Here is a 26,283-nt window from a genome sequence, read left to right as displayed (position 1 = left end):
CGTGCCTGCTGTCCCATGCTCGGAAATGGCACCTCAAACGGCACGGCGTTACTACGAGCTGCATTGCCTCTCATCACAGAAGGAAGTCAGATCAGGTCATTCATTGCCTTCAGCCTGAACCGGCGGCTTCTGCGCGCCCTGCACACTCTGGCTCAGCGACGCCAGCGCGGTGTTCAGCTCATCAGAGATGGGCGCGAGGTCCCTAATGTCCTCGAAGGCTTGGGCGATGCGCTCATTCGCTGATTTCTCGAACGGCTCGAAGCCTTCAGAGATGCGCGTTCCTGCTCCAAGAACGGTGGAAGCGGCCATCGGCCCAAGCAGGAGGAGTGCGGTTCCGATGATGCCGATCTTGCGGATGCGAGCCATCGGCGGTGGCCGCAGGAGGCGGTCATTGATCATTGTCTTCACCTCACGGCGTACAGTCCGTGCATCATGCCAATCGTTGCGAACAAACGGTAGATCGGGCGTCTACCATTAGGAGGTAACTCAAGCAGAGGCGCGTTCTTGTCGAGTTGCCCGTGGCGCAGATCGTGGGCGCCGCGCAAGTAGGCGTTCTAGATTGGACTTGCGAAGATGCAGCGGCAGCCTCCGCAGATCGTCGCCCGTGTGGCTTTTACGGCCTTGGGCGGCAGGCTTGCCAATCGCCCGCTCCACCTCCGATGCGAGCACAGACAGGTGTTCGGCTAGCCTGGCAAACAGGTAGTGCCAGCGCCCGACGGGGTCAGCGCCGACAGTGCCAGCGTCCTGGCGGCCAGAGAAAGCGAGCGTCAACCTCCGCGCCCCACGCAGCACAAGTGCTTGCGGGCGCGGTTGATGTTTTACAATCCAGGGCCGCTTCATCATCTGACGATTCGTGTACGCTCTCACGCGCTTCTTGCGCGGCTTGACGAACGGCTTCTGATGTCGGCTAAGCGCACGCACAACGCCGACGCGAGCGAAGATCGTCGGGCCTCCGAGATCGACCACCAGCATCAGCGCCTCGATGGCGGCCTGCCATTCCGGAGCATCATGCTCGGGCTTCGGCAGCTTCGTGATGACGGTGGCGGCGTCGTGCAGCGTGATCAGCTTGCGGCCATCTGGCAGTAGGATCGGATCGTCGAAAGTCCCCTGCCAGCCTTGGTTGTTCATTACGCTACTGCGGCTCGTGCTTGTCCGTCAGTTCTCGCGCCGCCAGGCTAAGCTCCAGCTCTCGAAGCCGCTCTATCAGCAGTTCGACGATCTGCTCGTAGTCGGAGGGCGACAGCGAATTCACACCACGCAACGTCATCTGGCCTTGGAGAATGGTCGCCATCATGGCTTTGACGCTCATGGGACCTCGTCTGAAATTAGATCGTCATAAGAACAATCTGAAGTAGACGCCAAACGTTAGGGATGCGCATCGCCGTAGAATTACGGGCTATGGCAAGGACCTTTGCACTGCAAACTCGACAACCATTTTGGCGCCGCTCGACAATTGAGCGCGAATAAGAAGCACGGGTTGCGTCCGTTGTTTTCGGGACGCGATTTGAGGCGTAACGAAAGCCGAATCGCGCTTGCAAACCTAAAAATTGGTTCTGCGTCATAATCATAATGACTCCGACGCAAAAATAGAAAATAGGGTGGAAAAAACAAAGATATTGGGAGGAGTAGGTGGATACTCTAAGTCGCCTGCGCGCGATGGCATCGCTGTGCCGTCAGACTGCTGCGCATCACCCTGATCGAAGTTGGAAACTGCTCGCCGAAGCTGAGTTTTGGGAGCATTTGGCCGATGATGCGCTGCGCGATCAGTCATGCACATCTGCCTTCCCGCTCCCAGCAATTGGAGATGATGCGAACACCACGCAATCGGCCCACAGTAGGGCGGCATGAGCGCTTTCGGTACCAAGTCCCCTTGACGGTCACAGCTAGCTCTCACTCTTTGCAGAGCGTTCTGTTCTAGGGAAGGAGATCTCAAATTTCCTGGCGGGGTACGAGCGAGTCAGCGGTTGGAATCGCAGTAGATCACGGAAAACGCTGAACTGAATTTTTTCGGCAGGGGTTGCGTTCATGGATAGCGTAGAGCGGTGCTTCGCCGCAGTGACGGCAATCAGTTTCTTTGTGACCGTCGTCGGAATGATATTGTTGCAAACGATGTGAGTTCTGCTTGGCCAGCTCGCGACGCGCCGCGCAGCGGCAACGCACCTCCTTCAGCTAGGTGGTGCAGCGATGCGCGCCTGCGCAAGATCGACGCGGCTTGCTTCGCCAGGTTATTAGCCTCGCCCCGTAGCCGAACAACCTGCCGTTCAGGCTGCTGAGGTTATGGGGGCTCGGGCCCGGAGTGTCACCGCTGCGCTACACACGGGAGCACGCAGCGGCGCTGGTCCGCCCGAACAGAGGCGAGCGAAACAGTTCATTAGCTTTCTTGTGGCTTGCTGGGAGCCGTGCCGATTACCGCTGATTACGGCACACGGAATGGGAATGTCGGCCCCGGCTGTTTCTCCCAACCTGCGGCTGGGGCCGATTTGAACTTTCGCTGTATGGTTCAACCCGGTCCACAACCATATTTAGAGGCATAGCTATCGCGCTATTTGGGCTGAGCATTCTTTCGCAGCTCGATCAGGCGCTCTTTTACGGCCGAAATACTGACGCTGCGTTCAGGCTTGTGCGGGAGATTGGCCGCGGTTTTGGGCTGTAGGGCCGCCGCCCTGCATTCAACGGATCAGGCGTCGAACGACGGCTACTTCTTCAATAGTATTCCCATCGTTCGCGCCATTCGCCTCACCGACCCCGCATGGCGGCCCAGTTCGGTGGCTATCTTCGATACGCCAACGCCCTGCCGGGCGAGCCTGACCAAGCGTCGGATTTCCTGCTCGGCCCATTGCTTTGGCTTCGGTGCTTTCATGGTACGGCGCTCAGAACCTGCCGACCACTTAACCAGCGCGCCTAGTCGCCAACACTTGGGAAATTTACGGGTAGCGCCCCACCACGAGGCACAGCGGCACGGCGGATTTGGCCCTCGCGAGAGGGCGCGTAAGCGGCGTCCCGAGTATCCAGGACAGCACCGCGCTTATCCATTGTCGTGCTTCCCTTCATCAACCTCAGTGGCGATCCGGGACAGGATTATTTCGCACACGGACGGCCTGACAACAGATCTCTCGCGAATTCAGGGCAGCTTCGTTATCGCGCGCAACACGGCGTTCACCTACAAGGGCAAGTCGATAGATGCCCGCCAGATCGGGCGTGAACTCGGTGTCCGCTTCGCGCTCGAAGGTAGCGTGCAGCGCGTCGGCGATCAGGTTCGAGTCAATGCGCAGCTGATCGATACTGAAACTGGCGGCCATGTCTGGTCGGACCGCTTCGATCGTCTGCGGAGCAACTATCTGGAATTGCAAGATGACATAACCGGCCGGATCGCCCGCACTCTGGGATTGGAACTGGTTGTTCTAGCGGCCCGCAGCATCGAACTGGAGCACCAGACCAATCCTACCGCGTCGGACCTTGCTTTGCAGGGATGGGCTGCCGTGTACAAGCCGACCACGCCCGAGACGCGTGAGGAAGCTCGGCGCCTGTTTGAGCATGCGCTTGAGATTGATCCGCATACATTAAGGGCGATGACAGGACTTTCCCTGACACTAGCCAATCTGGTGATCAATGGACAATCCCCCGACCCGGCAGGAGATTTAAGTCGCGCCGACGAGCTCTCGCAGCAAGCAGTCGGGCTCGATCCGAATAATGCGGCCGCTCATGCGTTGCGCGCCCGGGCCCTGCAGGCACAGAAGCGGCAGAAAGAGGCCGCCGAGCAGTACAGGATCTCCCTGCAAATCAACGGCAATATAGCGACAACGACGCTTTTCTTGGCGAGACGTTTGTCTTCACCGGGAAATCTCTTGACGCAATCCCGCTGTTCGATCGGGCCATTGAACTCAGTCCACGCGACCCGGGTCTTGGAACGTGGCAGTTTGAAATGGGGCGCGCGATGATCCTGCTCAGGCGCGATGATGAGGCGCTAACCTGGCTCAGCAGGTCGGTGGCGACGAATCCGAGACTGGCATATGGCCAACTTTACTACGCCGCGATCATGGCTATCAAAGACGACATAGCGGCTGCCCGCGCGGCACTCGCGGCGGCGGGTCGCCTGAATCCGAACTACACCAGTCTTGCGAAATTCCGGGCCACCGATCTGTCGGACGATCCTGCCTACGTGGAGCAGCGCGCTTACGTGGAAGGAGCGTTGCGCAAAGCGGGGCTACCGGAGCAGTGACTTCCGCATATGGCCCATCGCGTCCGTAGGCGCGGTGTAGCGGGATGTCAGTTCATAGGGGCAGACCGGAAGTTTGTAGCCGAGCGCCAGACGGTCGCTTTTGACCCATAGCGGGCGTCCATCGACTCCACCCGATATCCAGCTTGATCCTGATCAACATGCGATCCTTTCGCTAGAGCTAATGGAGACGTTGCGTAGCCCCCACTACGCGACCCCACCCCAAAGCCGCTGGCTTCCCCAAGGGCTGGCGGCTTCCTTTTGTACGCATTTTTCCGGCCAGCCAAGAGAAGCACCCGCCTCCGGTTGACTACGTAGGTCCGCCCCAATTTGCGCCTGATCAATCTCGGGGATTTGCTCTATGCTCAACTCCTTGCCAAGCTACAAAATGGGGATGGTTGAACGGTGCTAGTCAATGCGAACGCTGCCACCCGCCAGCCTATTGACGGGCACCTCGCCGATCTCGCTGGCGAGCGCGTCTTCTGCAGCGAGTTCAAGTATCGCAAGGGCATCGAGATTTTTGGCGAAGGGGGGCACGCCGAATACGTCTACCAGATTACTTCCGGAGCGGTGCGGACGTATAAGATGCTCCCAGATGGTCGCCGCCAGATCAATGCGTTCCACCTCCAGGGTGACATGTTCGGATTTGAGAATGGCGTCGCGCACCGGTTTAGCGCTGACGCTCTCGTCGAAACCCACGTTCGCATCATAAAGCGAGGCAGCATCCTCGATGCCATGCAAAATCGAGTAGTCAGCACAAAAAACCTCATTTGCTTTGTTACGCAAAACCTGCAGCACGCGGAAGATCACATGCTTCTCCTGGGGCGGAAGACTTCCCTGGAGAGAGTTGCCGCCTTCCTTCTTGAAATGGATGAACGGCTAGCACATCCCGCGATGATGTTGCTGCCAATGAACCGCCGCGACATCGCCGACTATCTCGGCATCACCTTGGAAACCGTCTCCCGCGCGTTTTCCATACTTCGAGACGAAGCGCTGCTGCGCTTTGACGGAAACATTCAGCGGCGGATCGAATTGCTAGATCGCCATGCTCTCGCGGAGTTCGACGCCTGACTTCCGGTAGCGAAGCGGCGACACGCCTCATTGAGGTCCATTCAACGGGGCATAGCAGACCCGAGCTTACGTTTAGTCCTTCGCATTCTGACCCACCTCAGACGCTAGCAATTCATAGCCCGCAAAAAAGCCCCGGCGAGCCGGGGCTTTGGTTTGCGCAGACTGGAGCGATCAGTATCTCGCCGCGATCGGAGCCCCGTAACCACCAAAGCGATAGTTGAACCGAACGGTGACCATGTCCACGTCCTGGCTGATCCGGTCGTTGAGTACCGCCGCAAGGCGTGGATCGACCACGGAGAAGGAGTTATTTGCGTGCCCCATCCACAGGTGGTCGTACTCCACACCGACCGACCAGTTGGGCGTGAAGCCATACTCAAAGCCTACACCCAAGGTACCGCCCCAGCGCGTATTATCCGCCGAGACCAGACCGATCCCGGTGGTGTTGTCGAATATAGTCAAGCGATTGCTGGTCACAGCCGCACCGCCCTTCACATAGAGCAGCGCCGAATTCCAAGCCCAACCGAGTTGCCCGGTGAACAGACCGATGGCGTCAGTCTTTGCCGTGGTTGAGAGCGTCGGATTGAACAGGCTCACCCGCGTGTTCTTGAGGTCGGCCCAATCGCCTTGGGCTTCCAATCCGAACACAAACTGACTGGTTTGCCAGCGATATCCAATTTGCCCGCCGACGACGCCTCCCGACCGATCACCGCACCCGCTCGCGACCGTTCCAAGGGCAGTTACGAAATCCACGCAACTGTGGCTTTGGCCCCAACCGCCGTTGGCACCGATGTAGAATCCCGTCCAGTCATAGATCGGCGCGACCACCGGGGGCGGCGCCTTGGTGTAGGGACGGGCCGCCAGATCAGCCGCCGACGCAGGGGCGGATAGACCCACGGCCATCATCCCGGCCGCGGCAATCAGAAGCTTTTTCATTACGAGAAATCTCCCCAGAAAGAAGTTCAAAAAAGGCACGACGCCCACCTGAGGAATCAACGCTATCCCGTTCGCCTGAAGGTTGATGTAGCTAAGCTGCAACACTCGGCGCAGATATCTAGCGGAAATTCTTTATATATATTAAGAACTTGCTGGGAACCAAATGCACGTCAACGTGCATATTACGGGACTGTAGATCGCGATCGGGGCTTCCGGTCGCCGTTCGACTGTCGCATGGAACCCCGGCGCGAACCGGCGTCACAAGCCTGTGGCATGACCATTGCACAATGCAGGACGACTGGGATTTCAGCGCTCAGTTAGAGAATAAGCGCTGCCGGGACGCTTATTTCGAGCCCGGCGACGCTTCACTTCCTTTCGCTTGCGCCATCACTACGACGCATCTTGTTTCGACGAGCGGGGTATTCGGCGCATGACTTACGACACGGTAACAGTACATATGCTCCGCGACGTTCTAGACGACGTTCTTTCCAGTCCGTCATTCACTCGTCAGCAGCAGCGATCTGCGGTGGAAGTTGCCGAGCGCGTTCTCTTACTCGCTTCCAAGGCGAGCGTGAACCGATCAGGATCAAACGACACCTGCTAAATGAGTTTTTGGCATCCGCTGCCAGCGAAGCCAACCGGGGCCGCCCCCTTCGCCTGATCGACGGTGAGCCTGCTAGGTGACCAAGTGCCGCTGGTAACGCCCAGCCGGTTCGATCGTGTCTGCCATGCCACCACTGCCGCTCATCGGAGCATTCACTGCCCCTGGCAGGTCGGCTTATGGCCCTTAGCGACAGAAGTTCATGTCCGCTCGCATGTCGGCGACCGAGGCAAGAGCGGACTCGTTGTGCTCAACGTGAGGTTTGTCGCTCGTGACCCAGAACGGACCTCGCGCCGTTTTGGCTTAGGTGCGGACATCAAGAATTTTGCACCAGAATTGCGGTCGAACAATTCCAACGGGTTGCGCAGCGGCGTCGTTTGTTGGTGGGTTGCGTCGCCGCATCAATGCGTTACCACGATGAAATCCGTGTCTTTTCCGGTCTCATGGCTAAATCCGTTGTCGGAAATAATCAATGAAGAGGCCGGCGTCAGAAGTTTAGAGATCCTCTCAACTGTATCCTGAGGTATTTCGATGCGGTTGAGGACAGCGTTGGCCTGATCGGGCGACGGTACCGATAGGGCGGTTTGCTTCACGGGCGCCTCGCGCCCTTTCGTGGCACCCTCGATGCGAGGAAATTCGTCCGGAATCGACACGACGGTCCAGCGAATAGCCGTTCCCTCGTTCTGGAATTCCATTGCGGTAAACACGTGTGTTCCCAGCGGCTCCTCCGAATTTTCGATCTTGACCGGGACATCAAACAACGGCGTGAATCCCTGACGCACGAACAGCTTGCTCAACTTACGACTGACGAAGATGGAGATTGGGACGATTTTTTTTGGCGCGCTTGCAGCGGGAACCGAGCCCGGCACCTGGAGACTGGCGGCTTCCGGAGTCTCCGCGTTTGACACCAGTGATCCCTGCGTTGCTGCGGCTGTACCGATGCTCTTGGTTGCGACGGTGGCAGTCTGGAATTCCGACGAAGCGGACGAGGCTTTCGCTTGAAAAAGATGCGGATTGGTTATCTCGACCGGCTGGACATCACCGTGCGCAATGATCACGCGCGTGCCGCGCTTCGTGAGATGCCAGAGTCGAACGGCAAAATCATTCTTCAAACGGATGCAGCCGTGTGACGCCGGATGCCCAGGCACGACACCGGCGTGCAACGCTATCCCTGACCAGGTGATGCGTTGCATGTAGGGCATGGGTGCGGCGCTATAAATATTTGAACGGTGCCATCGTTGTTTGCTGATAACGCTGAACACGCCGAGGGGCGTAGGATGCCCCTCCATTCCCGTGGACACCGAAGAGCGTGCAATCAGGGCGCCGTTGTCAAAAAGCGAGACTCGTTGGTCTGCTATTGAGATGATGATCTGGAGCGGGCCCTTCGGAAGGGGCTCGGGCGCGGTTTCAGAGTTTGTCTGCCGGTGGTGGTGCTTGTGAGCGTATTGGCCCGGCCAGAACGTGTGTTGGGGTTCAAACAGAAATTGAGCGTGTACGATCCCCGCAGGGAGCATGAAGATGGCGAATACAGCCGTTGTTATCGCGCGCTGCATTGCTCGTAATCCCTGAGCGAACATCGCCCGGTCCAATAGGCACGATTCCATCGTTTCGAAACGATGCGCGAAGCCGACGCCTGATGCGTCATCCCGACCAGCGCGCCAAGCCTCTCCTTCAAATCTGGTCGCAGTGGGTCGAAAATAGGACCGTACTCACAATTACGGTGGGAGTTGCCGTTGAGACGGGCGCAATTGCTTGTGATCGGCGCGTTGCAATCGGGCAACATGTTTTGGAGAAATTGACGAGCGGCCGTTTGCGCCATTGCGCGACCCACATTGATCCCAAGAATGAGCCTCTTCGCATGCTTGGCTTTTCTACACGGCTCCGGCGGAGCCTATGGAGGCGACGGCATCATGAACCCGCGGCGATTTGCGATAGTGGCGCCAACGTTTTGCGGGACGGTCGTTCTCGCGGGGGGGATCGTTGGCTGGCTGGCTGGCTTCGGTTCGGCCGGCACCGAGAACGCCCGCGCAGTGCCAATCGAGGACCGCGCAGCATCTCTCGCCGCCACCGCTCGGCTCGCGGATGAACCGCAGGCAATCGCAATGGCCAACGCCGTTGTCGCGAACGCCACTGTCGCTAGCGCCGAAGTGGCGACGGCCGCCGAACCCGCGGCAGGGACGACCACCGACACGACGGCGGTATCGGATAAGCCGGAATCGATCGTCGCGTTGCCCGATCCGTCGCAGATGCTGTCGGCCGATTTACCGCCTGTGCAGGAATCGGTGGGCTTGGGCCACCGTGATGTCGCCCAACCGGCGCCGACAAGGTGTGGTGCATCCGGCGGTTCCTCCAACTCGGGGCCGCAGGATTTTCGGTATCTCATTTGTTATGTCTGGTCCGAACTGCCGCCTGCCGAGAAGCCGGCTGCGATCGTCTTGCGTTCGTTCAAGGACATCCCGGTCGGAACGCCGGTGGAAGAGATCAAACGCGCGTCCGACGCTTTCGGTCTGGATTTCACTTTCATGAAGGCGGTGGCTAAGGTCGAGTCCGGTTTCGACCCCAAGCAACGCACCGGGTCGTATATCGGACTGTTCCAGCTGAGCAAATACGAGTTCGGCAAATTCGGCTCCGGAGACATTCTCAATCCCCGCGATAATGCCGTTGCGGCAGCCTACAAGGTCATCATCGAAGGCATTCTGTTTCAGTGGGTGACGCACAGGGAGCCGGACTTGAACGATCTCTACCTGATCCATCAGCAGGGCTGGGAGGGCGCCGCGGAGCACCTCAGCCAACCCAATCGCATAGCCTGGAAATCGATGTGCGCCACCAGCGAAGGCAGGGAGAAGGGCGAAAAATGGTGCAGGCGCGCGATCTGGCGCAATACGCTTCCGGCCGTCAAAGAGGCGTGGAAATCGGTGGAGAAGCTAACGTCGGAGGCGTTCGTCGGAATGTGGCGCGAGCGGGTTGCTCATTTCTATTCGAAATACATGACCACCGCCACCGCCGATGCCGAGCGGGCGCACCAGTAAATTTCCGTTGAGTGTTTGGCAGGAGTTGCCGCACCCGCGGGCCGAGCGGGGCCTCACCGCCGCTGGTCGCGCGGATGCACTTTACGTCGTCAACGACGCGCTCGGGTCGTTCCTGCTGCGCGCTAGCGAGGTGATCGATCAGGTGCCGATGTCTGCTTGCGCTTCGCACGCGGCGATATGAGGGACCACATCGTTTCCCACAAAAACGACCACGGAGCTTCGTATGGGCGCTACGGAGCATTGCAGTGGTGGAGCTGGCTAAAATCAGCTTTTGCGAGATTTTCGGCGTCGTTCAGCTTTCGACTTTTGCAACACTATCGGCCCTTCGGCGACATGCAGATCTCGCCTTGTGTCCGCTTTGCGCCCAAGAGCGGCCCTCCCTTCTGGCCCATCGCTGACGTGCGACCCAAATGTTTTCAGATCCGCTAAACGCATCAAAAGGGACGTCGGCCATCGACCGACTTCTTTCATAACATCTCACTTGCGAATCCGCTCGTGGACGCGAAGCGGACATCTGGCGAGATAGTCGACAACGGCTAAGGACCAGAAGGCGAAGCCTGATTGATCTTGGGCAGGCGCATCAGGGAAGCCGTATTGACGCATTGATCCTCCGCCGTGGACTTGCGCAGTGTAGTTGTCGTGGGCGACAATGACGTAATCCGACGGGTACCAGGCTATGGTCCCTGCAACCCACTACGCCAAGAGCGGCGACGTTCACATCGCCTACCAAGTCGTTGGTGATGGGCCCATCGACTTGGTGCTGGTTCATGGCTGGATTTCTCATCTTGAGTACCAATGGGAAGATCCCGCATTAGCCAGGTTCCTCAACCGTTTGGCCTCTTTCAGTCGCCTCATCGTCTTTGACAAGCGCGGCACGGGCCTGTCGGACCGCGTCGCGGAGAGCGCGCTGCCCACCCTCGAAATGCGGATGGATGATATCCGCGCGGTCATGGACGCAGCAGGTTCAAATCGCGCCGTCATCTTCGGCATCTCTGAGGGGGGGCCGCTTTCGACGCTGTTTGCCGCGACCTATCCCGGGCGCACCGCCGCACTGATCATGTATGGCGCTTACGCCAAGTGGATTCGCACCGACGACTATCCGTGGGGCCCCACACGTGAGCAGCACGAAGCCGCCTTCAATGCTTACGAAAAGCATTGGGGAACACCGATCGGCCTCAAGACGCTGGCCCCCAGTGCTGCCAATGACGAACGGGTGCGTCAATGGTGGGCCCAGTTCATGCGCATAGCCGCCAGCCCAGGCGCCGGCATCACGCTCTATCGGATGAATGTCGAGGTCGACATTCGCGCGATCCTTCCGACGATCAGGGTGCCTACCTTGATCCTCCACAGGAGAGGCGATCGATTGCAGCCTTGCGAGGGCGCTCGCTACATGGCCGGGCAGATCCCGGGTGCAAAGTTCGTCGAGCTGCCCGGCGACGATCACATGCTCTGGATCGGCGATGCCGATTCGCTGCTTGCAGAGATCCAAGAATTTCTGACGGGCGAAACTCCGATGTTGGAGGCGGACCGCGTTCTCGCAACGGTCCTCTTCATTGATGTTGTCCAGTCGACCCAGCGCGCCACGGAGATCGGAGACTCACGTTGGCGCGACCTGGTCGACAACTATCATCAGCTCGTTAGCAAGGAAGTCGCGCGTCTCGGCGGTCGCGTCGTGAACACTGCCGGCGATGGTGTGTTCGCAACCTTCGACGGCCCGGCGCGCGCGATCAAATGCGCGCGCGGTCAGGGACGTGGTTGGCAGTTTGGGGTTGGCGATCCGCTGCGGTATTCATACTGGCGAGTGCGTAATTGAAGGCGACGACGTGGCTGGCATCGCTGTGCACATCGGTGCGCGCGTGGCAGCCCGCGCTGATCCTGGCGAGATACTTCTTTCCAGCACCGTGAAGGACCTGATCGCTGGCTCAAGAGTGGAATGCTCGGACCGGGGTTCTCATACTCTCAAGGGCGTCCCCGGCCGCTGGCGGCTTTTCGCAGTTCAAGAATGTGCACGTTAGGCCTTGTCGGTTGCGGAAAGCACCTGCTTCGGGTCAACAAGCGACTTGGCCGGATGGCGGGTCCTCGCGCAAAGCGGACATTCGGTCGGACCGGCAGTTCGCAAAAGAGTGGGTCCTATCATCCGCTTGCTGACAAATTTTCGGCAAAGCGACCACGAAACATGAGCAATTTGCGGACTGACGCACCGCGGCAAGGTGCCGCTATCCGATCAGAAGCGCTGCGAAAAAGTTGATCCGCGCGAGTCTGGTTTCGGCCGATCGTTCGGATAAGCTTGCAACAATTGCGGAAAGATCAAGAAGCTTCTTGGGAGGAAATGATGCTCGACACCACGCTTAACGCGCGCATCCAGGCCTTTCTCGACAAATTCGAAGCGGCGCTTGTGGCGGGCGACCTGGACGCCGCCGTAGCGATGTTCGCACCCGAGTGCTACTGGCGCGACCTCGTTGCCTTCACCTGGAACATCAAGACCATGGAAGGTCGCGATCAGATCCGCGAGATGCTCAACTCCTGCTTGGCACAAGCAAAGCCACGCAATTGGAAAATAGCCGACGCGGAAAGCGCTACTGAAGCCGACGGCGTAATCGAATGCTGGATCACGTTCGAGACCGAGGTCGCGCGCGGCTACGGTCTAGTCCGTCTCCAGAACGGCCAGATCTGGACGCTTTTGACGACGATGGTCGAACTGAAAGGTCACGAGGAAAAGGCGGGCTTCACCCGGCCGCTTGGTGCCCGCCATGGCGTCAATCCCGGCGCCAAAACATGGAAGGAATTGCGGGACGAGGAAACCGAGCAGCTCGGCCTTAAGACGCAGCCGTACGTGCTCATCATCGGCGGCGGTCAGGGTGGCATCGCACTCGGCGCGCGGTTGCGCCAGCTCGGCGTGCCCACCATCATCGTCGAGAAGAACGCCCGTCCCGGCGACTCCTGGCGCAACCGCTACAAGTCGCTCTGCCTGCATGATCCGGTCTGGTACGATCATTTGCCGTACATCGACTTTCCGAAGAACTGGCCGGTGTTTTCGCCCAAGGACAAGATCGGCGACTGGCTGGAGATGTACACCAAGGTCATGGAGCTGAACTACTGGACCGGCACCACGGCCAAACACGCTGACTGGGACGACGCCAAAAAGGAATGGACGGTTGTCGTCGAGCGCGATGGCAAGGAGATTACGCTCAAGCCGAAGCAGCTGGTTTTCGCGACCGGCATGTCCGCCAAGCCGAACATGCCGCAATTCAAGGGTATGGACACCTTCAAGGGTGAACAGCACCATTCCTCGCGCCACCCAGGTCCCGATCGCTACAAGGGCAAGAAGGTCGTCGTGATCGGCTCGAACAATTCGGCACATGACATCTGCGCCGCGCTGTACGAGGCCGGCGTCGACGTGACCATGGTGCAGCGCTCGACCACCCATATCGTGCGCTCGGATTCGCTGATGGCATCCATCGCGGACCTCTATTCAGAGCGCGCGGTCCGCGGTGGAATGACGACAGCCAAGGCCGATCTGATCTTCGCTTCGCTGCCCTACAAGATCCTGCATCAGTTGCAGAAGCCGGTTTATGACAAGATCCGCCAGGATGACGCCGATTTCTATGCAGGGTTGACGAGAGCCGGTTTTCGGCTCGACTTCGGCGACGACGATTCCGGTCTGTTCATGAAGTACTTGCGTCGCGGCTCGGGCTACTACATCGACGTTGGCGCCTCGCAGCTCATCATCGACGGAAAGGTCAAGTTGGTCGCAGGCCAGGTCGAGGAAATCACGCCCAATGGTGTCAGACTCTACGACGGGAAGGAGCTGCCCGCCGATGTGATCGTCTACGCCACCGGCTACAGTTCGATGAACGGCTTTGTCGCCGACCTGATCAGCCGGGACATGGCCGACAAGGTCGGCAAGGTCTGGGGACTAGGCTCGAATACCACCAAGGATCCCGGCCCATGGGAAGGCGAACAGCGCAACATGTGGAAGCCGACGCAGCAGGAAGGGTTATGGTTCCACGGCGGTAACCTGCACCAGTCGCGTCACTACTCGCAATTCCTGTCCCTACAGTTGAAAGCTCGCTATGAGGGCGTTCCGACCCCGGTCTATGGCCTGCAGCCCGTTCATCACAAGGCATAAAGCTTCGTAGCACATGGTTGGGTTCGCGGTTTGACGTGGCCCATTGCCGCATGGGCCTGACAAGCTCGTGCGGACCCCGCATCGAAGACCCACTGGTCCGCTGCGCCAGCTTTAGCGCCTGTGTCGCGTCGACCGGTTGAGCCGGCAATGCAAGGCGGAGATCAAGATAGATTTCGGCCCGGTGTCTAGTTTGAGGTCGGTCTATGGCCGACTTCTTCCATAACAACTGATGTGCGCATTGTGGCTTATCTCGCCTTGTTTGCTTTGCGGGCTCCGGTGGTCCGAAAACCCAATTGTCACATAAAGATCGGATGGGTGAAGGCGCGGCTGTTTCTGTCGATACTCGGCTCGCAGCCGGCTTCTTTCGCTTTGCGTGTTCTACTTCCGAAGGCCTTTTGCGCCCGTCTGAAGGCCGGTATCGTTGCTGCGAAAGCCGTGTCCCTTAGGTCCCGGCAGCAGTCGCGGGGGAATAGATGCAAAAGAACGGCGCGGCGATCGTCTTCAGCGCAGGCGACTTGGTCGGGCACCTGAATTGTCGTTACCTCACGTACCTCGATCTCAAGGTCGCGCAAGGCGAGCTGGCGAGGCCAAGGGTCCGCGATGACCCAACTCTCGATGCGCTGACAGAGCGCGGCAAGATCCACGAGCGGGGCTTCGTCGACCATCTTGCCGAGCAGGGCGGCTCCGTCGCTAGGCGATGGTCCGCGGCGACGCAGTGATCGTCCAAGCGGCATTACAGGATGGACATTGGAGTGGTCGCGCCGATGTGCTGCGTCGGGTCGAGATACCAAGCGGCTTGGGCGCTTGGTCTTCCGTTGTGGAAGACAAGAAACAAGCGCTCGACCTCGTCGACAGAGTTCTGTCCAAAAACCCGGCAAGCGCGAGTGCCCATAGGACCAAGGGAGCCATTCTTCTATTTGGACACCCTGAGGAGGCAATGGCTGAATACGATGCAGCGCTCGAAATCGATCCAAATAATCCAGCTGTCTACGCTGCTAAAACAATTACACTTATCGTAACCGGGCGGGCGCGCGAAGCCTTCTCGCCGCTCCAGTTGGCTCACTGCTATGTCTGTTTTGGCCACTGCGCACGAGTTGCGGAGGCACGTTGTTCTATACGAACTCAAGGCGCGGGATTGAGACGCGTAGCCTTATTGGCGCGCTCCCGAACCTAGCTTGGGGAGTGCTTGAGGGTGTGCATGAGGCTCGGGGGGTATGAAGTGTCAGGTGCTATTGAGCTGATCGTGGAGGGTTACGTTTCCCTCAGAGACCAAGCCGCTCTTGATGAGCTTCGGACACAGCGCCGCAAACTTATCGCAGATCTCAATTCATGTACCGGGATCGACTGCACGAGCACTATTCGACAGATCGAGGAAGACATCGTCGTGATTGAGGCTGGGCTGGCGCGGTTGGATGGCGCAGCGACGAGATCGCCAACCAGTTGTTCCCGTTCAGCCCGCCGCCTTAACTTCCTTCTCCGCTCCACGCATCACAATCTTGAGCGCGCCATCCGGCAACGGCCGCTGTAACGCCTTCGCTCATCCCACGGCGCGCGCATCCAGACATCACGCTGCTCGTCTGCGCCGTCAGGATCACGGCATTGTCTTTGAATGAGACCGGCTCCAATCACGAAAACATTCGGCCTGGTCGACAGGAACCATAGACAAGGTGTGGTCCGGGGATTGGCTGCGTGTCTAAGTCGGGACGTAATGCCTCATACCCAAAATGATCCCGGCTCCTCTGAGGACTCATTTAGCCATAACAGAGCTTGTCGCGGCTCTAGAAACAAGACGCGTTCTTCCCTGGCCGATGCTAAATCACCGCTAGAAAGATAGAGGACGAAGCCTCTGCGATTGTCATGCAGTAACGCTTCTCTGGCGTGGCTCTCTGAGAGGGATTGAGTATCGATGAACGGAATAATTCGAGAGGAAATAAGCTGCACTTAAAGATCTTCCTATTGTGAACAAACACGTTGTTTCTCTGCGTTCGCTTTGCCCTTTGTCCGCGCGGTGACGAAATGAATTCCGACCTGAGATCCATCGACCCAAATCAGTTCGCATCGCCGAAATGCCAGACCTGTGGTGGATAGAACGAGGAAAAATTCTTGTGCCTTTAGAGGATCGGTTGAGCCTTCAACCTCAAGTTTGGCACCGCTTTCAGACGCGTCGAGAAGATGACACCTTCGCTGCCATGTCCCATCGGCTCCCATGATCCTAACGATATGTTTGTGGTCAAACCGAACGCGATTTGTCTTTCGATTATTTCCAATCATCTGAAATTCCAATGCTTCAATCAACTTTTCAGAATAGATGCGTCCCTGCGCGCGGCTCCAAGGCGCATATCGATCATCGCAGAATGAGCAAGTAGCGCCTTTCTGACCTCTTCATCCAAATTGGTCTGCCCGACGATCAGCCGGATGCAAGTATTCGCGAGTTCAAGAAGAAAAATGGCCTGGCGGGCGTCATCTGCTGTCTTAATTTTTAGAGCTTCAACCTGCGACAACAGAGCGGCGACGTTCGCTAAAACGTCGGGCAGTCTCTGGTCTGAGGGACTTGTCCCAGATTTCAATTTGCGAGGCCGCTGAAATCTAAGGACCGAAGACATTGTCGTAAATCTCTTTTGCGGTCGGCAATTACTGCCGCAATGACGTTGCTTTGTCGAAAGCGATCAAAAAAACGATGAAAAAAATATAGCTTCACGCGAGACAACGGTCGAACAGACCAACTCCGACTAGAGTTGCCGTGATAATCACGGCTGCCCGATACGCAGTAGAAATCCGTGTTTTAGTTTCACGCCTAAGTGGTTAACGAAAGTTTATCAGGTTGCGCGCGGTCGGTATTGAAGTATCCAAGTTGCAGAAAATAAGTGATCGAATTTCGGCAAGCATCGATTTACCGGATCATCCGGCACTACGCAGGCGCGGGGCATAGCAGTTGACCACGCGGTAGGGCGCGAGGATGGCGCTTGGTCGGGGGTGATGCTGACGCACTCGACCTACATCAATCCCTTATCGGTAACGCGCAAGCGGCGGACGTAATAGCCTTGGCTCTGAACGGCCAGCCTGATCTCGGCGCTGACTTTGAAAACTCTTTTTCTGCTCTTGCGCCACTTATGTGCAGAGTAAAGCACGGGTACGGCAGAGCCTGTACTTAGAACGAGCAAGTCGCGCTTGTCATTGCGATAGACATCAAACACCTTTTGTCCCCCGCTAATCTTATTGAATGAAATATGTTTTGGTCGTCTCAATCGACGAGCTTAGTATCTCAAATGACTGTGCGGGTTGTAAATGTGCAACTGTTAGCCGCGAATCATTGCCGGATCGAAGCGTGGGCCTGATGCCGTGGCAAAGTCTACGGTGCTATCCCACCTTGAGCGCGCTGGATCAGCCCTATGGCGATCCCGGTGCGAAGCGCGAAGGTGCCGAATTGGCGCTGCGCATGCAGCGTTGCGGTGTTTCGCGGTGGCATCCGGATCCCGTTGCCGCCTGCGAAGCCACCGAGGCAGGCCGCGAAGTGAAGTGAGGGCTCTTACGTCACACCCCTTATCGTGACGCGAATGACCTTAACGAACAGATCGAAGCTCGGAATAAGAAGCAGGCCGTATCCGCAGAATGCTAAAAGCAAGAAGCACGTAAGTGCCAACCGATGCTTGACGTCATTCCGGAAAAAATTCTCTATGAGGATCGACCGGAGCAGGCCTTCAAACTTACTCTTTGCTAGATTCCAGTTCCCGACATCGGGATTGTTCCGTCCTGTCGCAACATCGACGAAGCTGTCAAATTCCGCGTCATCATATTTCCCATGCAACGTGCGGTGACCTTCGTGTCTGATAACCCCGTTTAGATCGATGTAATTGTCCACGGTGAAATGAACCAGCGCTCGCTCCACGTAATCAAACTGATCGGTGCCGACCCGGAAAATATAAGGTCGCCGCAATCGGTAAAGGATGTTTGCTGAACCCAAAAAAATTAGGCCAAAGTATATCAGCTTCAGTCGCCCGGACGCCGTGAGGCTAAGCACCGACAGTTGATGTTCGCTTGCAAGATCATTGAACGATATGTGCTGGGAAACACCGTCGTTGAATAAAACTAGATAGCCAACGACGGGTACGGCCATCGCGCATTTCGCGATCCACCCATCCAAGAACCGAACCCAACGAGACCACCCAAGGTTATAGTGAAAGGTGGACCACTCCGTTCTCCAGTAGTCTATCCCGATCATGGATCGAGGCCCGACGCAGGAAGATCGCGACCGCGATCATAAACCGCTTTCCAAAGCGGCTCGGGATGCAGCGCGGAATCGCCCTTTGCGTCGGCAAGTATCTTAGCCACGGCGAAAGCAAAATCGCTGCCGTAGGGGGGGCTCTCGACGAATAGCTCTATAACCCGTCAGGGACTCTGACGTCGGAGCTGCCATGGCCAACCCGAGCCGCCTGCTTATGTTTGCCGCGAGTTGGTTTGCTTTGGCTGGAAGCATGCCGCCTTCGTCGCGCAGTATCTGAGAGATCATTCGTTCAGCCTTGTCAGCGTCAATTCGAATTTCCGCCATTGGGGGCTCGTTTTCCATTTGTGCGAATCAGAGTGGTCACGCTGGCACAATGCGGGGTGGCAACCGTAGCCCCCGGACCGCACGCTGCATAGCCTGGATGCCGGCCCAATAGATATTGATCGCGTCGATCTCCTCGACCTCGACGAACGCCACACACCAACTCTCCGCCTTTTCCTTGATCTCCTTCGCGAGTTCTTCGCGTGCCGCGGCATCGAGCTTTTTCGAGTCGTCGATCCCGACTATCCGCGTGCCAGGTTTCAGGATCACGGCGCCAGCGGAGACCGGCCCGGCGAGAGGGCTCATTCCGGCCTCGTCCACACCTGCCACGGCAGCATGGCCACTTTCCCAGAGGGAGGTCTCGAAGCGGAGCATCTTGCGGAGCCGCTGCCCTTCGGACCTATTCTCGAAGCGGCGTTTATCGATTGAAGCCAAGATCGCCCGCGCTCCCGCGCGGGTGTCTGCCCGCAAGATCTGCTCGACACTTGGCTTCAAGCGGTCTTTTCTCCACGACATAGCGCTGACGCAACACATCGAGTGAATACTGGGACATCGCGGCCTTCGTGGAGACTGACTGTCGGGGTCGTGTCAGTGAACTTTGTGGCGATTGTCTGAAATAGCTGTCCTGTCTCTTCTGTATGCAATGGCCTTTCGGAAGGAACCGGCCGGCTCCCATTTGAGGTCCGATTCTGCGCTGCCCCCCACATCGCGTCCGCCGACCTCAGAGGGAACCAACTGGTGTCTTCATCCCTTTAGAAAGAGCGGAACCTCGATCCCCCTGCGCAACGACATCTCACCGTGCCGATTTCGGTACCTTCAGGACCAGACATGCTCGTATGGGCTGGTATCGGCTGGGAGCAACGAGGGCTCAGTGCGGCCACGCTGAGCCAAGGATGATCGAGCAGAAGTTCTGACGGACGTAGTTCATGTCCTTCAGCGCGAGGACGTCGGCCTTCACGTTTCCGAACGTCGTCAGCGGCTTCTTGATAATTCCATTGGCGAAGTGATCGATGATGTTCTCCTTGAAATTTGCCTCACGCGGATGATGGACGCAGACATGGTCGCGCTGTTCATGCGTGAAGTCGTGATAGGCGATGCCGAGCACGTCCATCTCCACACCGGCGGTCACCAGCGCGATGGTCGGGCGCATGTGCTCGGGGATTCCGGGCGTGGTGTGGAGCGCGATGGCAGTCCAGACGTCCTCGATGTCACGCTCGGGCACGCCGTAGCTTTTCATGAATTTGCGGGCGGCATTGGCGCCGTCGACCTCGAAGCGCAGATCGGGGCTCGAATATTTCTCGGTGAGGCCCAGGTCGTGGAACATGGCGCCGAGGTAAAGCAGCTCCGGGTCGTATTTCAGCCCGCGGCGCTCGCCGGTGAGCGCGCCCCACAGGAAGACACGCCGACTATGGTTGTAGAGCAGGTCGTCTTCGGTATCGCGCACGAGCTGCGTGGCTGCGCGCGCGATGGCGCTGTCAGGCACGCGAATGCCGGCGATGATTTCGGACATGGAGTAATCTCCTCGGTTGGATAACGGGCTGGTTGCTTGTCGGGATTAGGCAACAGAGCTCTGCTCCGGACAACAAGCGGGATGCTACGGATCAGGACAGCCGTACGTCGTTTCCTGACAAAGGGCCGCTCGGAGCTTCAGGGCAGTAGGAGCCCGCAGTTTCGTCCTCGGATAGCTCGCGAACTATTGCGGTTCTGCTCGTCGGAAGCTGGCGCGATATTGGACAGGGGTCACGCCGAGACGGGTGCTGAAGACAATCCTCATCCGATCCGCAGATCCGAAGCCGCAATCGAAGGCAATGGCCTTCAGCGGTCGGTCGCTTGCTTCCAGCATCATGCGCGCGGCATCAATACGGGCGCGCTCGATGAACTCGTGCGGTGTGGTCCCGGTCACCTGCCCGAAATGCCGGGCCAGATTCCGGGGGCTCATGCCGACCACAGCGGCAAGCGACTCCAACGTGTGGCGATCCCCAATATTGGCCATGACATGGTCCTGGATGCGTGCGATTGGCGATTCCGGATCCGCAGGTGCCGTGAGGTAGGGACTGAACTGCGATTGTCCGCCCTGGCGCTGGGCAACTACAACCAGCCGCTTGGCGACCTTGAGCGCCGTTTCCGCGCCGTGTCGCTGCCCGACGAGCGCCAAGCCCAAATCTATCCCCGCAGTCACACCAGCCGCGGTGATCAACCGTCCATCGCGGACATAGATCAGATCCGGTTCGACTTTGGCCTTCGGAAACCTGGCCGCCAGCGCCTGTGCATCCTGCCAATGGGTTGTGACACGCCGATCGTCGAGGAGGCCGGCATAACCGAGCACAAAAGCCCCAGTGCAGATCGATCCATAGACGCTGGAGCGCCACGGTAGCTCCTTGACCCACTGAAGCAGGCACGGTTCGGGCTCCGCTTCCGGTGGCGTCGGAGTGCCGGCCACCAGAACGATGTCGAAGCCGCCCGCCGCCTCATCGAAAGTCAGGTCGGCGACCATGCGTATGCCGTTCGACGCGCGCAGCGGATTGCGGTGAGCAGCAACCAATACCGTTTCGTAGCGATACGCGCTGCCGAGAAACGTGTTCGCCTCGCTGAACACATCCATCGGCCCCGCCACGTCCAGGGCCTGGACCCCCTCACAGACGACGATCGCGACAGCCTGTACCGGCACCTGTTACAGCCTCTCCACTCGGAGCCTTATTATGCAGGTAGTCCGGCCCCCGCAAAAGGCCTGGGGCGATCCGAGAGGCAACAGAACGAACATCCGTGCATCCGGGATAAACCAGGGGCTATGGACCTCTATTGGTCGATTTTGCTCTCCCACCGGCCAATCAAGAGGCCCATGGAGGTCCAAAAAGATCGTCACGGCAACAGGCGAATTTGTCGCGCCATTATTGTGATCCCGGCGCCTTGTCCGGCGTCGTCAATGGCTCGTCCTTGGAATCCACAACGAAGACCGCCAGTAAGCTGGCGGACTCCTTGTCACTCGCGTTCTCACTGACCCTGTGATGCGAACCGGGCATTTCGTAAAAGCTTTCGCCTGCGTGATAGATCTTCGCGGGTTCGTCGCCGACTTGACTACGGATGGCCCCCGACAGCACGTAGGCGTAGATAAAAGCTGACGCTGCGTGGTGATGAGCGAGCGATTTGGCTCCGGGAGGATAAGTCACCGTCACAGCAACCAGCCTCTTTCCTTCGACATTCGGCAGTGCGTGCGCGAAGGCGACTTTCACCTGCTCCCGGTCCTGCGCGATCGCCGGGGAGGCTCCCAGGGCGATCGCTGCTGCTATCAGCGGGACGGCGGCCGTTCGCAGTGCTCTTCTCGCTGCTTTTGCCGACATACCTCGAGGGTCTGATACAGCACCAATCCGATAGGCAAATCCACTGATCGACATCATCGCACATCCTCTTCTAACGAGTTCACGCAACTGCTTGAAACCAGGACTCAGAGCCGAACCGATGGTCATGGTGAAGCTTCCGATGAGAAGCCATTGCCTCCGCCATCACCTTCGGCCTGATGTGCTGCTGCCGCTGAGCAGCACCGACAACAGAGAGCCCGGCGATCATGAACCCCTTCGCCAAGGGTTAACCAGATTGGGGAGGCCAGCGAGTCGGCGCTGGTAACTTGCGCGCGATCGGGCTTGAGCTCCTGGAGCACCGGATAGGTCCTAGTCATGATTGTGAGTCTTGTGCTGGGAATCCGGGAAGGGAGAAGCAGTGATCAGGTCGCAGGCGTTGGGACTCTTGAACCCCGGGATGAAACGCTCGCAAACGGCGGCGTTGACGGTGCCGTACGTGGTCGCTGGCTTGTGCGCAAAACCGGCGAAATACTCCTGAATGAAGCCTTCTCTGAAATTCGTGCGCGGGTACTTGGCGACGATTTCCTCGCGCAGCTCCGCAGGAAATTGCTCGAACCCCACTCCAATGACATCGAGAAGAACACCGGAATTGAGGAGCGCTACTTCAGGACCCATATACTTCGGGATGCCGGGAGTGGTGTGCAGCGCGATTGCTTCCCAGACGGTCTGCATCTGATCTTCAGCGATGTTATGGGTGCTAAGAAACTGCCGTGCGGCATTTGCGCCATCGACCTCGAAGCGCTCGTCTGGGCTCGAGAACTTCTTGATCAGGCCGAGATCGTGAAATGCGGCGGCGACGTACAGAAGCTCACGGTCGAAGCGCAGATTCCTCTGACGACCCTGCTCAGTCGCGAACAGGTAGACGCGGATCGAGTGATTGAACAGCAGATCGGTGGAATGTTCGCGCAGGATGTCTGTCGCCTCTTTCGCGAGCAAGGAATCGGGAATGACGAGAGCCTGGGCGAGATTTCGGGCTGTCATTGTTGCGTCCTTTCTAGGATTACTGTGGGGCTTGGCTGCGCATTGCGCGGGAGCGCAACTGCGACGTTATCCTGATCAACTCGCTCCGACGTCGAGCACGATCTTTCCTTTCGGCTGAGGCCGCACGCGTTCCAGCATCAAATGAGCCTCGCGCGCATCCGCGAGCGGTAAGACTGTCCCCACGTTTGTTCGTAGTTTTCCACCATCGATGAAGCGAGCGACCTTGGTCAGACATTCGCTCCTGACGTTGACCAGAAAGAAGGCGGCTTCAACACCGTAGCGCTTTGCAAGGTCCTGACCCGGGCGAGACACTGCCGAAATCAGCTTGCCGCCGCGACGAAGGACCTGGAATGAGCGTTCTTGAGTTTCGCCGCCGACCAGATCAATAACAGCGTCCGCGTCCTGTACTTCTTTCTCAAAGCGCTGGGTCCGGCAATCAATCACGGTGTTTGCGCCGAGGTCGCGCACGGCGGAAATATCCTCCGTCGATACGGATGCGATGGTTTGCACACCTGCCTGACGAGCCAGTTGAACCGCATAGGATCCTACGTTACCGGCCGCTCCCTGAATGACCACCGTTTGACCTGCTTTGAGTTGGGCGTGATCAAACAATGCCTGCCATGCGGTGACGGCAACGACAGGAACGGAGGCGGCTTCGACGTGGGTTAGCGAGGTTGGCTTAGTCGAAACCATCCCTGCGGAAGCGACAGCGTATTCGGCGTAGGCCCCGACAAACTGCGGGTTCGTAACACCGTACACCTGATCTCCCACAGCTAACTCGGCAACGTCATGGCCCATGGCGACGATTTCACCAGAAAGATCTGAACCCAAAGTGAGAGGAAGCGGTTGCGGCAAAGCGCTCTTGCCAGCCCTGATCCAGCCATCCCATGGTCCGACTCCAGCGGCTTTGACTTTGACCAGGACCTCGCCAGCGCCTGGCTCGGGCCGTGGAACGCGCTCGAACTTCATGATCTCTGGTGGCCCGAACTCGCGAACGCGCCAGGCCATCATTGTTGAAAGAGTTCGCTCTTCAGTAGCGTCACGAATCATGCTGCTCGGAATCATCTGAAACTCCTGGTGCTTAGCTGGCTTGTCCGCATGTGGCCACGGGACGCTGCTTTGAACAACAAACCCGATCCTACGGATCAGGACAGCCGCACGTCGTTTCCTGACAAGATCGGCGCGAACGGGCGCTCTTATCGGGTGCTATCGAGGGCCCTGACAAAGCGACTTGCAGAACCCCACCTTTAGAAGGTCAGGATCTCAAGGCCATGTCAGACTTTCTGTGCCGCGGAGATCTGCTGCAACTTCCGTTGTGAGCAATCTCTGGCCGCGTCGACATAGGGATCAGGCCGAAGCGAGAGTCGTGGGCACGCTCCCACGCTGGCATGTGGTCAGATCGGCAAGTCGTGCTGCGACTCTGCGTCGGCGACCGTCTGCAGCGAGGCAAGCGAGATTCCGGGCAGCCTAGATGCCGACCAGCCCATTTGGCGCGGCAGCTCGAGGTCGACTTTCTGGGCAAATAGGTCGTGCAGGGTTTGGAAAGCGCTGCAACCGGTCTCCGGGCTGATTTAACAGGATCGCAGACCCGGGGTTTGCACCACTGTAGCTGAGCTGATTGGAGGTGGCTCGACGCCAGAATTCATTAGTTTGAATGTACGTGCGTAAGGCTCCAGCGTTCATTCCTCGCCACTGGCACGATCCGAATGATTCCCGAGCAAGTGCGAAGAAGTTGAAGCCAGAGCCATCGAGCAGCACCTCTCGTAACAGCACCACCGTCATCTCCGCTCGCACGCCGACATCACCTTGACGGACTCATCGGTTGAACGAGTGAGGGTCGTTCGCGCCTGAGACGAAGACTGTGGCCGTCATTGGGTCCACCAGCTTGCCGTATTCTTTTGTCCCCAAATGGGGATTGCTGGATCGCTCTTCTTTCATCCAAGGTTGCTTGATCGGAGCCCACATCGATCGGTGATGGGCATCAAGCCAAACCCAAAATCTGCGACGTCCATGACGGGCCGCAATCCGACCCGCGTCGCGCATTTCCATGCAAAGGGAGCGGAGACCATGGCACTCATCAACGGAACAGCAGGCGACGATGTATTGCCCGGCACGGCTGCGGACGATCAGATCAATGGCCTGCAAGGTAACGACACCATCACGGGTCTCGACGGCAACGATACCGTAAGCGGCGGCCCGGGCAACGATAACATCGATGGGGGTGCCGGCAACGATACCCTGGATGGAAATGCCGGTATCGATACGATCGCCGGTGGCGATGGCGATGACACGATCAATGGCGGCGCGGGCGACGATACGCTGAACGGAAATGCCGGCGTGGACACCATCCATGGAAACGCGGGCATCGATACAATCGATGGTGGAACCGGCGACGATCACCTCTTTGGTGACGCCGGCGACGACAGCATCCATGGCGGGGACGGCAACGATGACGTCCATGGCGGCGCAGGCGCGGACACCCTGTGGGGCGACGCCGGCGACGATACGTTGAGCGGCGACGCCGGCAATGACGTATTGAACGGCGGCGACGGTAACGACGTACTTAACGGCGGCCTCGGGGATGACACTCTGAATGGCGACGCCGGTAACGACACGCTGAACGGCGGACTTGGCAATGATCTGCTGAATGGCGGTACGGGCGACGACATCCTGAACGGTGGTGCCGGCGCCGATACGCTGAACGGTGGCGACGGTATCGACACCATGCATGGCGATGCCGGCGATGATCTCATGGATGGCGGCGGCGGCAACGATGTGATGTTCGGCGATGCCGGAGACGACCTCATGGCCGGCGGTGCGGGCAACGACACCATGAGCGGCGGTAACGGCGATGACGAACTCAGCGGCGGAGCCGGCAACGACACGCTGAACGGCGACGCCGGAGACGACACGCTGGCCGGCGGCGACGGCGCCGATGTCCTGAACGGTGGAGACGGGGCCGACTCCCTATCGGGAGGGGCCGGCAACGACACCCTGAATGGCGATGCCGGCGATGACGAGTTGAGCGGCGGCAACGGCGCCGATGTCCTCAGCGGCGGGCTCGGCGACGATGTGCTGACGGGCGGCGGAGGTACCGATACGCACAATTTCGGTGACGGTACGGCAACCAATTTCGGCAATGATGAGGTCACCGACCTCAGTGCCGCTGATGGCGATGTCGTTCATGTCGATGCTCCGGCAGGCTTTGACCCGGCCACGGTCGTCGTGGACGACGACGGCACCAACACGGTGCTGGATTTCGGCTTCGGCACAATCCAGCTCGACGGCGTCTCGGGCGGCGCGACACCGTTCGAGTCGATCGATGATATCAACAATGCCGCCGGTTATACGGCGATCGAAGTTGTCTAGCGCCGACTAGTAGCGTGGCGGCTGTTAGGCCGCCCCGCCCTCATCTCAGTCAGTG

The 26,283-nt window shown here is 58.5% G+C and carries 25 protein-coding genes; 10 read left to right on the top strand and 15 right to left on the bottom strand.

The features are described 5' to 3' along the window. Positions 1-96 precede the first annotated feature (96 nt). The 3 genes from WN73_RS05920 to WN73_RS05910 all read right to left on the bottom strand — a co-directional run bounded on the left by WN73_RS05920 (position 97) and on the right by WN73_RS05910 (position 1,309). On the bottom strand, positions 97-399 hold the full coding sequence (locus WN73_RS05920) for a hypothetical protein (protein WP_060910340.1): 303 nt from the start codon (positions 397-399) through the stop codon (positions 97-99). An 87-nt stretch (positions 400-486) separates the two neighbouring features. Beyond that, complete coding sequence (locus WN73_RS05915) at positions 487-1,128, bottom strand: hypothetical protein (RefSeq protein ID WP_063789849.1); 642 nt, start codon at positions 1,126-1,128, stop codon at positions 487-489. Between the two features lie 4 nt (positions 1,129-1,132). Beyond that, entirely contained in the window at positions 1,133-1,309 is a 177-nt protein-coding gene (locus tag WN73_RS05910; RefSeq protein ID WP_166466000.1) for a hypothetical protein, read from the bottom strand. A 1,750-nt stretch (positions 1,310-3,059) separates the two neighbouring features. On the opposite strand from WN73_RS05910, the gene WN73_RS05905 reads away from it, so the two are divergent. From WN73_RS05905 to WN73_RS05895, 3 genes are all read left to right on the top strand, one after another. Then, entirely contained in the window at positions 3,060-3,938 is an 879-nt protein-coding gene (locus tag WN73_RS05905; protein WP_166466001.1) for a tetratricopeptide repeat protein, read from the top strand. Continuing rightward, positions 3,935-4,219, top strand: a complete 285-nt coding sequence (locus tag WN73_RS05900; RefSeq protein WP_166466002.1) for a hypothetical protein — start codon at positions 3,935-3,937, stop codon at positions 4,217-4,219. Before WN73_RS05905 ends, WN73_RS05900 begins: the two co-directional genes overlap by 4 nt. 438 nt (positions 4,220-4,657) lie before the next feature. Continuing rightward, entirely contained in the window at positions 4,658-5,287 is a 630-nt protein-coding gene (locus WN73_RS05895) for a helix-turn-helix domain-containing protein (RefSeq protein ID WP_231166741.1), read from the top strand. A 171-nt stretch (positions 5,288-5,458) separates the two neighbouring features. Here WN73_RS05895 and WN73_RS05890 read toward each other — a convergent pair whose 3' ends face one another. Then, the gene (locus WN73_RS05890) at positions 5,459-6,220 is read right to left on the bottom strand and encodes an outer membrane protein (protein WP_028176054.1); all 762 of its coding nucleotides are present in this window, start codon (positions 6,218-6,220) and stop codon (positions 5,459-5,461) included. Between the two features lie 1,002 nt (positions 6,221-7,222). Then, the gene (locus tag WN73_RS05885; RefSeq protein ID WP_271552057.1) at positions 7,223-8,374 is read right to left on the bottom strand and encodes a L,D-transpeptidase; all 1,152 of its coding nucleotides are present in this window, start codon (positions 8,372-8,374) and stop codon (positions 7,223-7,225) included. Positions 8,375-8,665: 291 nt separating this feature from the next. On the opposite strand from WN73_RS05885, the gene WN73_RS05880 reads away from it, so the two are divergent. The 5 genes from WN73_RS05880 (at position 8,666) to WN73_RS05860 (ending at position 14,698) form a co-directional block, all read left to right on the top strand. After that, entirely contained in the window at positions 8,666-9,850 is a 1,185-nt protein-coding gene (locus WN73_RS05880; protein WP_011090420.1) for a transglycosylase SLT domain-containing protein, read from the top strand. Positions 9,851-10,526: 676 nt separating this feature from the next. Next, positions 10,527-11,663 carry an alpha/beta fold hydrolase gene (locus WN73_RS05875; protein ID WP_271552053.1) on the top strand — a complete coding sequence of 379 codons (1,137 nt, stop codon included), beginning with the start codon at positions 10,527-10,529 and terminating at the stop codon, positions 11,661-11,663. Then, the gene (locus WN73_RS05870; RefSeq protein WP_011090418.1) at positions 11,602-11,865 is read left to right on the top strand and encodes an adenylate/guanylate cyclase domain-containing protein; all 264 of its coding nucleotides are present in this window, start codon (positions 11,602-11,604) and stop codon (positions 11,863-11,865) included. The genes WN73_RS05875 and WN73_RS05870 overlap by 62 nt, the downstream gene beginning before the upstream one ends. Before the next feature lie 317 nt (positions 11,866-12,182). Further along, complete coding sequence (locus tag WN73_RS05865; RefSeq protein WP_028176058.1) at positions 12,183-13,979, top strand: NAD(P)/FAD-dependent oxidoreductase; 1,797 nt, start codon at positions 12,183-12,185, stop codon at positions 13,977-13,979. Positions 13,980-14,452: 473 nt separating this feature from the next. Beyond that, a complete protein-coding gene (locus WN73_RS05860; protein WP_039184876.1) occupies positions 14,453-14,698 on the top strand; it encodes a hypothetical protein in 246 nt (81 codons plus the stop codon). A 1,234-nt stretch (positions 14,699-15,932) separates the two neighbouring features. On the opposite strand, the gene WN73_RS05850 is transcribed toward WN73_RS05860, so the two are convergent. From WN73_RS05850 to WN73_RS05840, 3 genes are all read right to left on the bottom strand, one after another. Then, positions 15,933-16,250 carry a PilZ domain-containing protein gene (locus WN73_RS05850; RefSeq protein WP_011090412.1) on the bottom strand — a complete coding sequence of 106 codons (318 nt, stop codon included), beginning with the start codon at positions 16,248-16,250 and terminating at the stop codon, positions 15,933-15,935. Positions 16,251-16,270: 20 nt separating this feature from the next. Further along, positions 16,271-16,480: a hypothetical protein gene (locus WN73_RS05845; protein WP_162185855.1), complete on the bottom strand. Its 210-nt coding sequence runs from the start codon at positions 16,478-16,480 to the stop codon at positions 16,271-16,273. Positions 16,481-16,972: 492 nt separating this feature from the next. Further along, on the bottom strand, positions 16,973-17,173 hold the full coding sequence (locus WN73_RS05840) for a hypothetical protein (RefSeq protein WP_011090410.1): 201 nt from the start codon (positions 17,171-17,173) through the stop codon (positions 16,973-16,975). Positions 17,174-17,304: 131 nt separating this feature from the next. Between WN73_RS05840 and WN73_RS05835 the strand changes: the two genes are divergently transcribed. Further along, positions 17,305-17,499: a hypothetical protein gene (locus WN73_RS05835; RefSeq protein ID WP_271552046.1), complete on the top strand. Its 195-nt coding sequence runs from the start codon at positions 17,305-17,307 to the stop codon at positions 17,497-17,499. 6 nt (positions 17,500-17,505) lie between these two features. On the opposite strand, the gene WN73_RS05830 is transcribed toward WN73_RS05835, so the two are convergent. The 7 genes from WN73_RS05830 to WN73_RS05800 all read right to left on the bottom strand — a co-directional run bounded on the left by WN73_RS05830 (position 17,506) and on the right by WN73_RS05800 (position 23,924). Further along, complete coding sequence (locus WN73_RS05830; protein ID WP_162185853.1) at positions 17,506-18,093, bottom strand: hypothetical protein; 588 nt, start codon at positions 18,091-18,093, stop codon at positions 17,506-17,508. A gap of 468 nt (positions 18,094-18,561) precedes the next feature. Continuing rightward, positions 18,562-19,017 (bottom strand): ribonuclease HII, encoded by a 456-nt coding sequence (locus WN73_RS05825; protein WP_370140771.1) that lies wholly within the window; start codon positions 19,015-19,017, stop codon positions 18,562-18,564. Positions 19,018-19,390: 373 nt separating this feature from the next. Further along, positions 19,391-20,032, bottom strand: coding sequence for an HD domain-containing protein (locus tag WN73_RS05820; protein ID WP_011090406.1), 642 nt, complete (start codon positions 20,030-20,032; stop codon positions 19,391-19,393). 183 nt (positions 20,033-20,215) lie between these two features. After that, positions 20,216-21,190, bottom strand: a complete 975-nt coding sequence (locus WN73_RS05815) for a GlxA family transcriptional regulator (protein ID WP_011090405.1) — start codon at positions 21,188-21,190, stop codon at positions 20,216-20,218. Positions 21,191-21,410: 220 nt separating this feature from the next. Next, complete coding sequence (locus tag WN73_RS05810; protein WP_028175787.1) at positions 21,411-21,833, bottom strand: cupin domain-containing protein; 423 nt, start codon at positions 21,831-21,833, stop codon at positions 21,411-21,413. Positions 21,834-22,187: 354 nt separating this feature from the next. After that, a complete protein-coding gene (locus WN73_RS05805; RefSeq protein ID WP_011090403.1) occupies positions 22,188-22,859 on the bottom strand; it encodes an HD domain-containing protein in 672 nt (223 codons plus the stop codon). Between the two features lie 75 nt (positions 22,860-22,934). Further along, positions 22,935-23,924: an NADP-dependent oxidoreductase gene (locus WN73_RS05800; RefSeq protein WP_074076801.1), complete on the bottom strand. Its 990-nt coding sequence runs from the start codon at positions 23,922-23,924 to the stop codon at positions 22,935-22,937. A gap of 1,002 nt (positions 23,925-24,926) precedes the next feature. Here WN73_RS05800 and WN73_RS05795 point away from each other — a divergent pair. After that, positions 24,927-26,228, top strand: a complete 1,302-nt coding sequence (locus tag WN73_RS05795) for a calcium-binding protein (RefSeq protein ID WP_231166530.1) — start codon at positions 24,927-24,929, stop codon at positions 26,226-26,228. The last annotated feature ends 55 nt before the right edge of the window (positions 26,229-26,283 follow it).

It is taken from the genome of Bradyrhizobium sp. CCBAU 45394, assembly GCF_028128655.1.
GTDB classification, from domain to species: domain Bacteria; phylum Pseudomonadota; class Alphaproteobacteria; order Rhizobiales; family Xanthobacteraceae; genus Bradyrhizobium; species Bradyrhizobium diazoefficiens.
This window is presented reverse-complemented; position numbering and strand designations above follow the sequence as displayed.